Annotated in this window: 15 protein-coding genes and 1 pseudogene; 9 read left to right on the forward strand and 7 right to left on the reverse strand. The window is 66.2% G+C overall.

The features are described 5' to 3' along the window. Positions 1-51: 51 nt before the first annotated feature. Entirely contained in the window at positions 52-1656 is a 1605-nt protein-coding gene (fadD5, locus tag BLU62_RS10700) for a fatty-acid--CoA ligase FadD5 (protein ID WP_074849473.1), read from the reverse strand. An 85-nt stretch (positions 1657-1741) separates the two neighbouring features. Next, positions 1742-2548: an enoyl-CoA hydratase-related protein gene (locus BLU62_RS10705; protein ID WP_074849474.1), complete on the reverse strand. Its 807-nt coding sequence runs from the start codon at positions 2546-2548 to the stop codon at positions 1742-1744. Between the two features lie 199 nt (positions 2549-2747). Between BLU62_RS10705 and BLU62_RS10710 the strand changes: the two genes are divergently transcribed. After that, positions 2748-3959, forward strand: coding sequence for a TetR/AcrR family transcriptional regulator (locus BLU62_RS10710; protein WP_074849476.1), 1212 nt, complete (start codon positions 2748-2750; stop codon positions 3957-3959). 195 nt (positions 3960-4154) lie between these two features. Here the strand turns inward: BLU62_RS10710 and BLU62_RS10715 are convergent, their stop codons facing one another. From BLU62_RS10715 to BLU62_RS10735, 5 genes are all read right to left on the reverse strand, one after another. Next, positions 4155-5009 carry a hypothetical protein gene (locus BLU62_RS10715; RefSeq protein ID WP_074849478.1) on the reverse strand — a complete coding sequence of 285 codons (855 nt, stop codon included), beginning with the start codon at positions 5007-5009 and terminating at the stop codon, positions 4155-4157. 42 nt (positions 5010-5051) lie between these two features. Further along, positions 5052-5495: a pyridoxamine 5'-phosphate oxidase family protein gene (locus BLU62_RS10720; RefSeq protein ID WP_074849480.1), complete on the reverse strand. Its 444-nt coding sequence runs from the start codon at positions 5493-5495 to the stop codon at positions 5052-5054. 123 nt (positions 5496-5618) lie between these two features. Beyond that, entirely contained in the window at positions 5619-6371 is a 753-nt protein-coding gene (locus BLU62_RS10725) for an isocitrate lyase/PEP mutase family protein (RefSeq protein WP_074849482.1), read from the reverse strand. A 54-nt stretch (positions 6372-6425) separates the two neighbouring features. Beyond that, entirely contained in the window at positions 6426-7073 is a 648-nt protein-coding gene (locus BLU62_RS10730; RefSeq protein ID WP_074852825.1) for a dihydrofolate reductase family protein, read from the reverse strand. 82 nt (positions 7074-7155) lie between these two features. Beyond that, positions 7156-8016, reverse strand: coding sequence for an SDR family oxidoreductase (locus BLU62_RS10735; protein WP_074852826.1), 861 nt, complete (start codon positions 8014-8016; stop codon positions 7156-7158). A 106-nt stretch (positions 8017-8122) separates the two neighbouring features. Between BLU62_RS10735 and BLU62_RS10740 the strand changes: the two genes are divergently transcribed. From BLU62_RS10740 to BLU62_RS10770, 8 genes and pseudogenes are all read left to right on the forward strand, one after another. Further along, positions 8123-8512 carry a winged helix-turn-helix transcriptional regulator gene (locus tag BLU62_RS10740; protein ID WP_074852827.1) on the forward strand — a complete coding sequence of 130 codons (390 nt, stop codon included), beginning with the start codon at positions 8123-8125 and terminating at the stop codon, positions 8510-8512. A gap of 312 nt (positions 8513-8824) precedes the next feature. After that, a pseudogene (locus tag BLU62_RS10745) lies at positions 8825-9954 on the forward strand (tyrosine-type recombinase/integrase). A gap of 156 nt (positions 9955-10110) precedes the next feature. Continuing rightward, positions 10111-10323 (forward strand): excisionase family DNA-binding protein, encoded by a 213-nt coding sequence (locus BLU62_RS10750; RefSeq protein ID WP_244278113.1) that lies wholly within the window; start codon positions 10111-10113, stop codon positions 10321-10323. A 214-nt stretch (positions 10324-10537) separates the two neighbouring features. Beyond that, positions 10538-10675 (forward strand): DUF6011 domain-containing protein, encoded by a 138-nt coding sequence (locus BLU62_RS34915; protein ID WP_425284600.1) that lies wholly within the window; start codon positions 10538-10540, stop codon positions 10673-10675. Beyond that, a complete protein-coding gene (locus tag BLU62_RS10755) occupies positions 10668-10988 on the forward strand; it encodes a DUF2742 domain-containing protein (protein WP_074849486.1) in 321 nt (106 codons plus the stop codon). The genes BLU62_RS34915 and BLU62_RS10755 overlap by 8 nt, the downstream gene beginning before the upstream one ends. Then, positions 10985-12190, forward strand: coding sequence for an AAA family ATPase (locus BLU62_RS10760; RefSeq protein ID WP_074849488.1), 1206 nt, complete (start codon positions 10985-10987; stop codon positions 12188-12190). The genes BLU62_RS10755 and BLU62_RS10760 overlap by 4 nt, the downstream gene beginning before the upstream one ends. Next, complete coding sequence (locus BLU62_RS10765; protein WP_074849490.1) at positions 12187-12489, forward strand: hypothetical protein; 303 nt, start codon at positions 12187-12189, stop codon at positions 12487-12489. The genes BLU62_RS10760 and BLU62_RS10765 overlap by 4 nt, the downstream gene beginning before the upstream one ends. 62 nt (positions 12490-12551) lie before the next feature. Then, positions 12552-13028 carry a hypothetical protein gene (locus BLU62_RS10770; protein WP_074849492.1) on the forward strand — a complete coding sequence of 159 codons (477 nt, stop codon included), beginning with the start codon at positions 12552-12554 and terminating at the stop codon, positions 13026-13028. Positions 13029-13065: the final 37 nt, after the last annotated feature.

Here is a 13065-nt window from a genome sequence, read left to right on the forward strand (position 1 = left end):
TGTGCGCCGGTCGGCGCGGGCCCGGAACGGGCCGGAGAGCGATGGGAACGGTCAGTTCGCCAGACCGGCGTCCTTCGAGCCGTAGCTCGCCCGCAGGGTCGGCTTCACGACCTTACCGCCGGCATTGCGCGGCAGCTCGTCGACGATGACGAGGTCCTTCGGGTGCTTGAAGCGGGCCAGGTTCTCGTTCAGGTAGGGCTCGAGATCGGCGAGGGTCAGGTCCTCCACCCCGGCGGCGAGGACGACGACCGCGACCGGCACCTCGCCCCACTTCTCGTGTGCGCGACCGATGATCGCGGCCTCGCTGATGCTCGGGTGACCGAAGAGCGCGTTCTCGACCTCGGCGCAGTAGATGTTCTCGCCGCCCGAGATGATCATGTCCTTGGCGCGGTCGACGACGTAGATGAAGCCGTCCTCGTCCTGGCGCACGAGGTCGCCGGAGTGGAACCAGCCACCGGCGAAGGCGTCGGCGGTACCCTGCTCGTTCTGCCAGTAGCCCTTCATCATGTTGGGTCCGCGGTAGACGATCTCGCCGACCTCACCCTGCGCGACGTCGTTGCCCTCTGGGTCGATGATGCGCGCGGTCACCGCGGGCACGACCTTGCCGATGGAACCGATCTTGTCCAGGGCGTCCTTGCCCTCGAGCACGCACGTGATCGGCGACATCTCGGTCTGGCCGAAGACGGCGACGTTCAGTGCGTCGGGGAAGGTCTCGTTCATCGCGCGCAGCACGGTGTCCGACGCGGGGGCGGCGCCCCAGCTGATGACGCGCAGCTTCAGGTCACGCGGCTTCGCCTGCTGTGCGGCGCACACGGCCTGCCACTGGGCGGGCACCAGGAAGATCGAGGTGGTGCCCTCCTTCTCGATGGTGTCGAGCATGTCGTTCGGGTCGAAGGCACCGAGCGGGTGGATGACCGACAGCGCGCCCATGTAGAACAGCGGCGCCATCGCGCCGAGGCCGGCGATGTGGAACATCGGGGCGACGCACGAGCCGATGTCGTCGGACCGGGTGTGCAGGGCCTGCATACAAGTCGCGGCCTGCGCCTGCAGGTTGGTGTGGGTGAGCATGGCGCCCTTGGGCTTTCCGGTGGTGCCCGAGGTGTACATGATCAGTGCGACGGTCTCTTCGGGAACATCGATCTCCGGCAGATCCGAGGAGTCCTCGGCGACGAGCGCCTCGTAGTCGAGGTGGCTCTCCTTGTCCGATCCGCCGACGACGACGATGTGGTCGATCGCGTTGGTCGACGCCGCGACGGCATCGGCCAGCGGGGCGAGCAGGGTCTCGGTGACGATGACCTTCGCACCGCTGTCGTTGACCAGGAAGGCGATCTCGGCGGGGCTCATGCGGATGTTCACCGGCACCGGGATGGCGCCGATCAGGTTGGCGCCCATCACCGCTTCGACGTATTCGCTGCGGTTCAGGAGGACGACGAGGACGCGGTCACCGAACTGGACTCCACGACGCGTGAGGGCGGCGGCAAAGCCGCGGCTCCGCTCGTCGAGCTGCTTCCAGGTGGTGACATTTCCCAGGAACTTCAGCGCCGCGCCGTCGGGGTTCATGAACGCGTGGCGCTTCACCTGGTTGTTCCAGTGATTGCGGCGCGAGCGCAGCGGTTCGGTGGCGAGGTCGGTGACGGTGTCGACGGTCGCGGTCATACGATCGGTCTCCTTGTTGTCTGTCGTCGTGTCGAGCGATGGGTGAAAACGTTTGTGGCGCTATGTCTTCGGCGTGGACCGAGGCTCACTTCTTGGCGCCGGCGAAAGCGGCGATGGCGGCCTGGAACTCCGGCGACTGCAGCAGTTCGGTCTGGCCTTCGAGCTCCCGTTCGATGGCGGCGTCGAAGCCGGACATGGTGTGGGCGTCGAGGGCCGATTTCGTCAGGCGCAGCGCGGAGCGGCTCTTGCCGGCCAGCTTCGCGGTGACCTTCTCGACGGCTTCGTCGAGGGCGGGCCGGTCGTCGTAGACCCCGTTGATCAGGCCTGCGGCGAGGGCTTCCGGGGCACGGAGCTTCTCACCGAGAAGAGCCAGTTCGTTGGCGCGGACGCGGCCCACCGCCGAGGCGAACAGCATCGACGCGCCGCCGTCGGGCATCAGGCCGATGTTGATGAAGGCGAGCAGGAAGTACGACCGCTGCGTCGTGTAGATGAGATCGGCAGCCAGCGCGAGGGAGGCACCGATCCCCGCGGCCGGTCCGTCGACGGAGGCGATGACCGGGACCTGGACCGATCGCACCGCGCGTGCGAGTTCGGAACCGGCCGAGATGATTCCGCGCGCCTGCCCGGCGTCGAGGCCCGAGGCGCCGTTACCGGCGGACTGGGAGTTGATCGAGACCACATCCGCTCCGGCGCTGAAACTGCCGCCGGCCCCGTCGATGACGATGACCCGGACGTCGTCGCGCTCGGACCACTCCTCCATTGCGGCCTTGATGCCGAGGTTGGCCTCGGTGTCCAGAGCGTTCATCTTCTCCGGACGGGAAATCGTCAGCCGCGCGACCCCACGGTCGTCGACCGAGGTCACGATTGCCTTCTGGCTGATCTCGTCGCTCACTGTTCTCCCCACTCGTGACCGGTTGGATAGACACAACTTGTCGCATCTGTGCCATCGCCTAGATTACTACCACAATGCGACGCAGATCACGAGAATTCAGGTTAACTTATTCTCGCCACTTAGGGACCCTTCCTGCAGTTTTTGCCTCGAGCCCCGGAAAATGTCTCGTGAACGTCGTATCCGGCTAGAGTGGGTCGCCATGACCGTGCGCCCGGGGACGTCGACATCTGAGACGTCCCAGACCGATGCGCCGGGCACCCGACGACGCCGCCCGGCCGACCGCAGACGACTCATCGTCGACGCGGCCGCCAAGGCGTTCAGCGACGGCGGCTATCACGCGGTACGGCTCGACGACATCGCCGAGGCGGTCGGCATCTCCGCGCCCGCGCTCTACCGTCACTTCCCGAACAAGTACGCACTGTTCGCCGAGACCACCTCCGCCCTCGCCCGATCCCTGCGGTCGGCGCTGGACGCGGTGGACACCGACGGCGACGACGAACTGCGCGCGCTGCTCGTGGCGATCACGGCCGCCTCCTTCGAGAATCGCCGCAAGGGCGGCCTGTACCGGTGGGAGTCGCGGTACCTCGAGCCCGCCGACCTGGCGATCGTCCGGGACGTCGTGGTGCATCAGCACCGGCGCGTCCGGGCGGCCGCCCGACGACTCCGCCCCGGCCTCGGCGACGCCGACGCGAATCTGATCGCCGCCGCGATGACCAGTGTCGCCGCCAGTCCGACCACACACAGGGCGTCGCTGCCCGCACGCGAGGTCACCACCCTGATCCCCGACGCCGCGTTCAACCTGCTCGACGTCGACCTCCCCGGTCCGGTGCAACCAGCAGCGCCCGGCGTTCACGGGCTCGCACCGGCCGCGAAACGCGAGATCATCCTGACCGAGGCGATCAATCTGTTCGCCGCCCGCGGATTCCGCGACGTGACCATCGAGGACATCGCCCATGCCGCCGACCTGCCGGCGTCGGGCGTGTACCGCCACTTCCCCAGCAAGGTCGCCATCCTCGAGGCCGCGTTCTGGCGGGCGACCGACCGCGTCACCACCGCGATCTCCGACGCCCTCGCCGCCTCGACGACGCCGCATGAGGCGATCCTCGGCATGATTCGCCGGTACGTTCAACTGACTTGCAGCACAACCGATCTGATCAGCGTCTACGAGACCGAGATCGGGCACGCGACGCCCGAGGCACGGGCCGCGCTGCGCAACCAGCAGCGCATCACGGTCGAAGAGTGGGCCACCTGGGTGAGCCGCGAACGCGAAAACCTCTCGATCACCCACGCCCGCTTCCTGGTGCACGCCGCGCTCAACGTCGTCACCGACCTGTCGCGGCTGCAGCCGCAACCGTCCCCCGAACGCATCGAGGCATTGTCGGCCCGAATCCTGTTGGGCGGGAAGGACTGACCTCGATACGGCCCTGCCCGCCGGTTGAGCCGACACCGAGCGCAGCGAGGAGCCGCCCCCCGCCGGTTGAGCCGACACCGAGCGCAGCGAGGAGCCGCCCCCCGCCGGTTGAGCCGACACCGAGCGCAGCGAGGAGCCGCCCCCCGCCGGTTGAGCCGACACCGAGCGCAGCGAGGCGTCGCGTCGAAACCCGCCCTACAGCACCGCGAAGTCGTCCATCAGCCACCGACCGTCCTTCTGCACCAGAGTCACCTGGACGCGCGACTGGTACGGGAATCCCTCGGGGAACTCCTGCGCGGTCTGCGGCGACTTGATGGTCTGGTCGAGTGTCACCAGCACGACGGCCTTCCCGTCGTCGAGGGACATGATCCCGGCGTTGTCGGCCTTCGCGGTCGACACTGCCTCCGCTTCGGTGGAGCCTTTTCGGGCGTCCTGCGAGGACTCGATGTAGGTCTGGGTGAACGCGGTCGTCGAGATCTCGCGGATACGACGGTCCAGGTCGGAGTAGTCGGCCGAGTTGTAGGTCGTGATCTCGGTGGCGTACTTGCGGGCGGTGTCGAGGATCGTCGTGTCGATTGTGCTCACCGCGGTGTCCGCACGACTGTCGGCGTTGACGTAGGCGACGGCCAGAACGGCGGTCGACGCCGCGAGCACGACGGCCACGGCGACCAGCGCGACGACCGCCCAGGTCTTCTTCCCGAGACTCGTCGCCCACCCGGTCCAACGACTGTTTCCGCTGGTAGCGGCTGTCGGGTCCAGCTTGCGGGGAGCACGGTCCGCGGCGGACTCCCCCGACGTCGTGCTCGCGGCGTCTGCGTCGTCCTGCTCGGTGGCGTCCTGCTCGTCATCGTCCTCGGCGGCCGGCTCTCGGTCTCCGCGGCGCGCCGCCTTGCGGGCGGCCTTCGCCGCCTTGGCCTCCGCCTCGGCGCGGTACTTGTCCCGGTTCGTGCGGTTTGCCTGCAGGAACTGCTCGCCGTCGAGCGAGGTCACGCCGTCTTCGACGTCGGGCGTCACCGTGGGGGCGTCGGAGGTCTGGCGAGGCTTCGGCATGCGTTCAATGTAGCGATGCCGCGTGGGGCATTGTGTCCGGCGTCATACCGCCGGCAGATCTCCGAGGCTGCCGAGGTCGAGCGACACCCACTGCTCGGGTTCGAGGTACAGCTTGGTCTGCGGGCCGTGCTCCTTCTCCGCCATCTCGATGTACGGCTCCACGGCCTGGGGCGGGAGGTAACGAGATGCCATCTCGCGCAGGTCGTCTCGGGTTCCGGCGACCATGTCGACGGCGTTGCCGGACACCGAGACGTACTGCAGCCGCGGCGCCACCTCGTCGACCATCAGGGTGAACCTTCCCGCAGCGCGAATGAGGTTCAGCTTCCGGGACTCGGTGCCGGTGAGCACCCAGGGTCGCCCGCCGGGTGTGTAGTGGTACCAGATCGGCACCGTCAGCGGTGCCCTGCCCGGTTCGGCTTCCACCGACAGCGCCGCGACGTGCGGTTCTGCCAGAAATGCTTCTCGTTCGCTCTTCGTGAGTGCCATGTCCCGACGGTAAGCCCGGCTTCTGACACTTGTGCCCGATTCGCCCGGCGCCGTTTCCGCCCAGTTCGCAGAAGTCGCGAAACGTGGCGTCGACCGTCACGATCCACGACACGTGCCGTCGGACTACTTCCAGGGCGCGAGGACCTCGGCGGCACGTTCGGCGAGCACCATCTGGAACAGCGGCCCGAAGCTCACGCGCCCGACGCCGAGCGCGGCGAGCGCCGCCTTGTTGTTCTGGGTCGGGTGCCCGATGGCGTTGACCGGGAGCGGGAGTTCCTCGGTGAGCCGCTTCTGCGTCGCGTCGTCGTGGAATCCGACGGGATAGAGCACGTCGGCTCCGGCCTCCGCGCAGAGCTTCATCCGGGCGATGGCGCGGTCGACGCGGTCGGACTCGTCGCCGACCTGCTTGAGGAACAGGTCGGTGCGGGCGTTGATGACGACATGGACGTCGGTGGCATCGGACGCTGCGCGCAGAGCGCCCACGAAGTCGGCGTGTTCCTGCGCTTCGCGGAGTCGGCCGCCTTCGCTGTGGACGGTGTCCTCGATGTTGAGTCCGACGGCCCCGGCCTCGATGAGGCCGTCGATCAGGGTCTTGGGGTCCTCGCCGTAGCCGGATTCGATGTCGACGGAGATCGGTACGTCGACCGCCGCGGTGATCTGCTTGATCCGGGTGGTCAGCTCGTCGAAGGTGATGCCCTCGTTGTCGGGTTTGCCGATCGAGTCCGACACCGGGTGGCTGCCGACGGTGAGTGCGGTGAACCCGGCGGACACCGCCAGGTTCGCCGACCACGCGTCCCACACCGTCGGCAGGATCACCGGGTCTCCGGGCTTGTGGAGTTCGAGCAGAGTCTTGGCCTTGCCGGCGAGTTCCGTCATGTCCCCTACAACTACGCCGGTCGGCCCACACATTCCGGGGGGGTTGGCGAAAGACTACTTGCGCAAGAACAAATGGTGGGTGACTCCGCTGGGGCTCGGGATCACCTCGTGCTCGAAGCGGTCTTCGAGGTCCTCCGGCGAATCCCACAGGCGCAGCCCCTTGCCGTACGTGACGGGCGCGACCGAGACGTGCAGAGTGTCGATGAGGTCGGCGTCGAGGAACTCGCGCACGGTGCTCACGCCGCCGCCGATCCGAACGTCTTTGCCGTCGGCCGCAGCCTTCGCCTTCTCCGCCGCCTCGGCCGGCGTGGCTTCGAGGAAGTGGAAAGTGGTCTCACCCAAAGTGAACGACGGTCTGATGTGGTGGGTCAGGACGAAGACCGGGGTGTGGAACGGCGGCTCGTCGCCCCACCACCCCTGCCATTCGTGGTCGGTCCACGGACCGCGCTGGTGTCCGAACTTGTTGCGGCCCATGATCTCCGCGCCGATGCTGTGCGTGAAGTCGCGGGTGAAGTAGTCGTCGAGTCCCCGCGAGCCGCCGGGGTCGGTGCGGTTGGGCCAGCTCGCGGTGGCGCCGGCCCACGACATCAGCTCCCAGGGTTCGACGGTGTCGCCGAAGGGCCTCTCGAAGGTCTGATTCTCACCGGCACCGATCCCGTCCTGCGAGACCCCGAAGTTCTGCACTCTGAGTAGCTGCGGCATGGCCATCCATTTCTGTCGTCGTCGGGCAATCCAACCAGGACAGACTCGTCAATCGCAGCAGAACTCATCGGTGCAGTGCTCCTCAGGAGATGGCGGCCCTGACGATCTCGGCGACCGGCGTCGACGACCGCCCGATCAGCGCCTGCAGATCTCCGGACGTGGTGTCGAGTTCGCCGCGGGCGATACCGGCGTCGGAGCCGGCCAGCACGGCGGCGAACTGCTCGGGGATGCCGTTGTCGGCGAGCACCTTGGCGTAGTCGGCTTCCGGCAGATCCCGGTATTCGACGGTCTTGCCGGCGACGTCACCGATCACCTTCGCGAGTTCGGCGTAGGTGAGACGTTCGTCGCCGCCGAGTTCGTAGATCTTGCCGCCCTGGTCGGCGTCGGAGGTCAGGACCGCGGCGGCCGCGGCGGCATAGTCGACTCGGGCCGCACCTGCGACCTTGCCGTCACCCGCAGCACCGAGCAGCGTGCCGGTGGCGACCGCCTGCCCGATGGACTGGAGGTAGTTCTCCCAGTACCAGCCGTTGCGGAGGAACACCGCCGGGATCGACGACTCCGCCAGCCTCTTCTCGGTGGCGACGTGTTCGGGCGCCAATGCGAGGCCGCTCGTGGAGGCATTGAGAAGGCTGGTGTAGGCGATCAGCCCGACTCCGTTCGCCTCCGCCGCCTCGATCACGTTGGTGTGCTGGGGAACTCGACGCCCGACCTCCGAACCCGAGACCAGGAGCAGCTTGTCGACACCGTCGAGTGCGCGTCGGAGCGCGGCCGGATCGTCGTAGGTGGCGACGCGAATCCGGACGCCCTTCGACGCGAGGTCGGCGGCCTTCGCCTCGTCGCGCACGACGGCCACGATGTCCGCGGCGGGAACACCCCGCGCGAGGAGTTCACCGATCGCCAGCCCGCCGAGCTGCCCGGTTGCGCCTGTCACTGCTGTGGTCATGTCGTTCTCCTTGTCGTTGCGGTCGGCGCCCACACTGCCACTTACTTTTCGTAAGTGCAACACCGATGGTTAGCGTATCGGTGTGACCTTCGCTAACCTGGGGTCCATGTCCGACCACGACCCGACCCTCGAAGCCGACGTCTTCGCACGCGACTGCTCCTCGAGGTCGACGCTGCAGACGGTCACCGGCCGCTGGGGCACACTGGTTCTGATCGCGTTGAGAGAGAGCAACTATCGCTTCAGCGCCCTACGACGCCGCGTCGACGGCGTGAGTGAACGGATGCTGTCGCAGACGCTCCAGAACCTCGAGCGCGACGGCATGATCGTGCGGACCGTCCTGGAGGCGATCCCGCCGAAGGTCGAGTACCACCTCACCCCGCTCGGGCGGCAGGTCGCCGACCAGCTGCAAGGGTTGATCGATCTGGTGCAGGGCAGCATGCCGACGGTTCTGGAAGCGCAGGCGGAGTACGACGCACGACGTCCAGACGCAGTCTGACGCCCTCGCCAAACCCACCCTTTTTCGGCAAACCCGCCCCGTCGCAGGGTGGTGATTCTGCCGAAAAAGGGTGGGTTCACGGGCCGACGAAAAAGCCCGCCGCCTGCTTTCGCAGGGGCGGGCTTCTCGTTCTGCTCCCCCAACTGGACTCGAACCAGTAAACGGAGCGAAGTGTCGATCGGGCCGCTGGTCAGCATGTTCACGTCTGTGACCTGCCAACACGCCTGACAGTAACTTGTGCACGTTGCGGAAGCAAGCGGAAGTTTCTGTAAGCTGATTCTGCACGTATTCTGCACGCCGAGGGGACATCGCATGGCACAGAGACGGACCCGGCGCGCGTTCGGCGGACTCCGAAAGCTTCCGAGTGGCCGATATCAGGCGAACTACACCGGCCCCGACGGTGCGCTTCATAAGGCCCCTCCACTTTCGAGACCAAGCTCGACGCCGAGGCGTGGCTCGCCGACCGACGGCGCGAGATCGACCGCAATCTGTGGAACCCGGTCGACGCCGACCGTCCCGCCGTTCCCCTGTTCGGCGACTACGCCGACGAGTGGCTCGAGACCCGCACCGTGCGTGGCCGACCTCTCAAGACCAGGACGCGTGACCACTACCGCGAACTCCTCGACCGGCACCTGGTGCCCGAGTTCGGAGACTCAACCCTCGACGGGATCACTCCCGCGATGGTCCGCCAGTGGCACGCGCATCTCCTGCCGACCAAGGCCACGATGCGAGCCCATGCATACTCCCTGATGCGGACGATCATGAGTTCGGCTGTGAGCGCCGAGTACATCGACGCGAACCCCTGCCGCGTGGAGGGAGCCGGATCGGCCCAACGCAAGTCACGCACGACACCTGCGACCGTCGAAGAACTGATGACGATTGTCGAGAACATGCCCGAACGACTGCGCCTCATGGTGCAGCTCGCCGCCTGGTGCGCGCTACGCTACGGCGAGCTGATCGAGTTGCGACGCAAGGACATTGACGTCGCGAACGGTACGGTGTCGATCACCCGAGCAGCAATCCGTCGCGCCGATGGGCAGTACGTCGTGACGACTCCCAAGTCTGAGGCCGGCGTCCGTGTCGTCCACATTCCGCCGCACCTGATTCCGCTCGCGACCGACCACCTAGAGCAACACGTCGGGCGAGGCCGCGACGCACTGCTATTCGAGGCCGGCAACGGCGGCTACCTCACCCCTACCTCGCTGTACCGCTGGTACTACCCCGCTCGTCGGGCTGCTGGCCGCGACGACCTCCGGTTTCATGACCTCCGCCATACCGGCGCTGTCCTGGCAGCTCTCACGGGCGCCACTCTCGCTGAACTTCAACAGCGCCTTGGTCATTCGACGGTATCGGCGGCGATGAAGTACCAGCACGCGGCGAAGGGTCGCGACAAGAAGATTGCCGAGGCGCTGTCGAAACTCGTCGGTGGCGACACGCAATAGCTGTTGTGCGGCACCACGCGGAAATAGTTTGCTACAGTCGGAGTTACGTGAACGTCAGCGGTTAAGTGACGGCCCGGAGAGTCACCTTCTCCGGATACGTGTACGTCAACGGTAATGACGGGTCCCCCGCAAAGATCCTTGCCTTTGGAGTACCACGTGTCCAAACCCAAACCCTCTGTATCGAATTCGCCTCAGCGCCGATGGGCCAATCCGAACGAAGCCGCCGAGTACCTCGGAGTAAGCACGCGCACTGTTCGTCAGATGATCGCTGACGGCAGGTTACGCGGCTACCGTAACGGCCCCAGAATGATCCGCCTCGATCTCAACGAGATCGACGCTTCCATGACCCCGTTCGGGGGTGCAGCATGAGCGGTCCCGACTACGCGCAGTTCGCCGAACTCGAAGATCTCGGCGTCATCGATCACCAGGCCGATGAGATCGGCGGTGACATCGAATGAGCCCCGGAAATGCCGCCGCCCCCGGCCGGGCAACCGAGGGCGAGCGTGAGAGTTCAGCAGGCGGGCGGAATCTCGAGGTCGATTCTATCAACCTTGACGCGTACTTGGAGCCTGCCGACCGACTCATGTTAGCGGCGTTGCGCGACGGCCACTATGTCCTCGCCGTGGTGTGCCGTGTGTGCGGAAAGCCTCTGACTGCTAAACGATCCCGCGTCCTAGGCGTTGGTCCCGACTGCCGTAAGCGGGTGGTCGCTGATGCCTGACCGTTACACAGAAGTTCGCGAGTACGTGCAACGGCTCGTCGGTCGTGCTGGCGGACCGACCCCCGACGCAGGCTCACCCGCATGGTGTGCGCTCGCAGACGGCGACCAGGCCAAGCTCATTGCCGTCCTCACCGCAGGCACACGCGCCGTCCTCGAGGACGAACTCGCAGCGCTCGATGCCCGCCGATGTGCCGCCAAGGCAACCGCTATCGAGGTGGCCCAGGCTGCGAACTGGTCAGACGTTGCCCGCCGAGTCCGGGACCGCGATCAAGCACTGCGATCTGGTGCCTACATTGGGCGGGTGAGCGCATGACTGTTCACGGTACCTATGCCGACATCGCTGGACTGTTCTCCGGCACTCTGCCCGCGTCTCCCGAACCGGACTTTCTGACCCGACTCGACGGCCACGGGCTGCTGTACGGAGAGGCTGTGAACTCCGTCTTCGGCGAACCCGAAGGAGGCAAGACGTGGCTCAGTCTCGCCGCTATCGCCGAAGAACTGCGCAGCCCAGTTGGACGTGGGCTCTTCCTCGATCTCGACCACAACGGGGTCCGATCCGTGGCCAACCGTCTCGTCGGACTCGGGGCACCGCGCCAGGTGCTCGCCGATCCTCAACGGTTCCGGTACGCCGAACCCGAAGGGGCAAACGAGGTGATGGCCGTCGTCGCTGACTGCGAAGAGTGGCGGCCCACCATTGTGGTGATCGACTCCGTAGGCGAACTGGTGCCCTTGTTCCGCGGCGACTCGAACTCGTCGGACGATTACACCCGCGTTCACCGTCAGGTTGCCACTCGCCTGGCCAAGCTAGGCGCGTGTGTCGTACTCATCGACCACGTTTCCAAGTCGACTGAGTCGCAGCGGTACGGGGCGACTGGCACGGGCGCGAAACGACGCGCTATCGACGGTGCCGCGCTTCGGGTCCGTATCCGAAGCGCGTTCACCCCAGGACGTGGTGGGTCGGCGGTCATCACCGTCAACAAAGACCGCCATGGAGGTGTCCGTGAACATGCGCACCTCGACGAGGGCTCAAAAGAACCGACCGCCGGAATCTTTGAGATGGGAGTCGGTGACGGTTCCTCCATCGCGTGGAAGCTACGAGCGCCACTCGCGGGGGAACGACTATCCGAGTCGGCCCCACTCGCAGACGTGACTGCTCTGGCTGCGCTTGATCCGCAGCCCGAGACTGTTCGCGACGTGAAGGAGCGAATGGGTTGGGGCAGCAATCGCGCGAACGCCGCTCTCAAAGGTTTGCGGGCCGGCGAACACCTCACGATCCCTGTTCCCGAGGAACAGGAACGGAACACGGAACGAGCGGCTGACACCTCATGTTCCCCGTTCCCCGACCCCTATACCCAGGAACAGAGGAACACGCCTGACCAGCACGAACAGGAGACTGTTCCCCACGCGTTCCCCGCAGCTACAACCGAAACCCAAGTTCCCGGTGACGTCACCGAAAACACCCCCGGACTCACCCCACGCGTCCTCGAAATCCTCGGAAAGGGACACCAGCGATGAACCCCGAACACCTCGACAACCTGATCCGCCATTGCGAGGAATACACAGGCCGACCGTGGGACGGAAGCGTGGAGCATGCCACCGCCGCAGCCGACATGGCCGCCGAAATCGTCGACATCCTCCACGCCCACGTCGACTGGCTCAGCGGCTGCAAGGAACGGGTGGAGCGGGCGGGATTGCCCTGGAACACCCGAACGTGCCGAGATCAATCACGCCGTGACGGCGACCTCGCAGCCCCGCCGCAATGGATAGGCAATTACAGCGAGAACTGTACGCCCGCACATCTGCTCAACCGATGACACGCTACTGGCGCTCCCCGCTCTTCTACGCCACAGCAGCCGTCCCCAACACAGGAGAACCAATGAGTACTGAAATCAACGACAGCACAACCGAATCTGACCAGACCGCAGACGGGTCCCCGCAGGACCCGGCAACCGAGGTTCAGCCAGAGCCTGACTCCCAGCCGGAGGGCACCGAACCGCAGAGCAAACGCGAAGCGCGCTACCGCGTCCAACTCCGCGAAACCGAAGCCGAACGCGACACCCTCGCCGGCCTGCTCGAAACACTGCAACGCACCGAAGCCGAACGCCTCGCCGCCGACGTGATCCACAAGCCTGACGCGCTCTGGGCAGCCGACATCAACCTCACCGACCTCCTCGACGACACCGGACTCGTCAGCCCCGACAAAGTGAAAGCCGCCGCCCACGCCGCCAAGGAGAAGCTCGGCCTCGAACTCGGTGCGGGAGAACGCAAAAAGCGCGGACCCGTCGTACCCCGCGAAGGCACCGGCGCAGACCGGTCAACACACAACGCGTGGAAAGACGCCTTCAACAAGTAGTACAATCACCACCAGAACCGCGGTGAGACACCAGGTT

The sequence above is a fragment of the Gordonia westfalica genome (assembly GCF_900105725.1).
Classification (GTDB): Bacteria; Actinomycetota; Actinomycetes; order Mycobacteriales; family Mycobacteriaceae; genus Gordonia; species Gordonia westfalica.

Excerpts from the sequence above, each read along its gene's own strand:
- fadD5 (WP_074849473.1), bottom strand. The coding sequence starts at position 1,656 with ATGACCGCGACCGTCGACACCGTCACCGACCTCGCCACCGAACCGCTG.
- BLU62_RS10710 (WP_074849476.1), top strand. The coding sequence starts at position 2,748 with ATGACCGTGCGCCCGGGGACGTCGACATCTGAGACGTCCCAGACCGAT.
- BLU62_RS10715 (WP_074849478.1), bottom strand. The coding sequence starts at position 5,009 with ATGCCGAAGCCTCGCCAGACCTCCGACGCCCCCACGGTGACGCCCGAC.
- BLU62_RS10720 (WP_074849480.1), bottom strand. The coding sequence starts at position 5,495 with ATGGCACTCACGAAGAGCGAACGAGAAGCATTTCTGGCAGAACCGCAC.
- BLU62_RS10725 (WP_074849482.1), bottom strand. The coding sequence starts at position 6,371 with ATGACGGAACTCGCCGGCAAGGCCAAGACTCTGCTCGAACTCCACAAG.
- BLU62_RS10730 (WP_074852825.1), bottom strand. The coding sequence starts at position 7,073 with ATGCCGCAGCTACTCAGAGTGCAGAACTTCGGGGTCTCGCAGGACGGG.
- BLU62_RS10735 (WP_074852826.1), bottom strand. The coding sequence starts at position 8,016 with ATGACCACAGCAGTGACAGGCGCAACCGGGCAGCTCGGCGGGCTGGCG.
- BLU62_RS10740 (WP_074852827.1), top strand. The coding sequence starts at position 8,123 with ATGTCCGACCACGACCCGACCCTCGAAGCCGACGTCTTCGCACGCGAC.
- BLU62_RS34915 (WP_425284600.1), top strand. The coding sequence starts at position 10,538 with ATGTTAGCGGCGTTGCGCGACGGCCACTATGTCCTCGCCGTGGTGTGC.
- BLU62_RS10755 (WP_074849486.1), top strand. The coding sequence starts at position 10,668 with ATGCCTGACCGTTACACAGAAGTTCGCGAGTACGTGCAACGGCTCGTC.
- BLU62_RS10760 (WP_074849488.1), top strand. The coding sequence starts at position 10,985 with ATGACTGTTCACGGTACCTATGCCGACATCGCTGGACTGTTCTCCGGC.
- BLU62_RS10765 (WP_074849490.1), top strand. The coding sequence starts at position 12,187 with ATGAACCCCGAACACCTCGACAACCTGATCCGCCATTGCGAGGAATAC.
- BLU62_RS10770 (WP_074849492.1), top strand. The coding sequence starts at position 12,552 with ATGAGTACTGAAATCAACGACAGCACAACCGAATCTGACCAGACCGCA.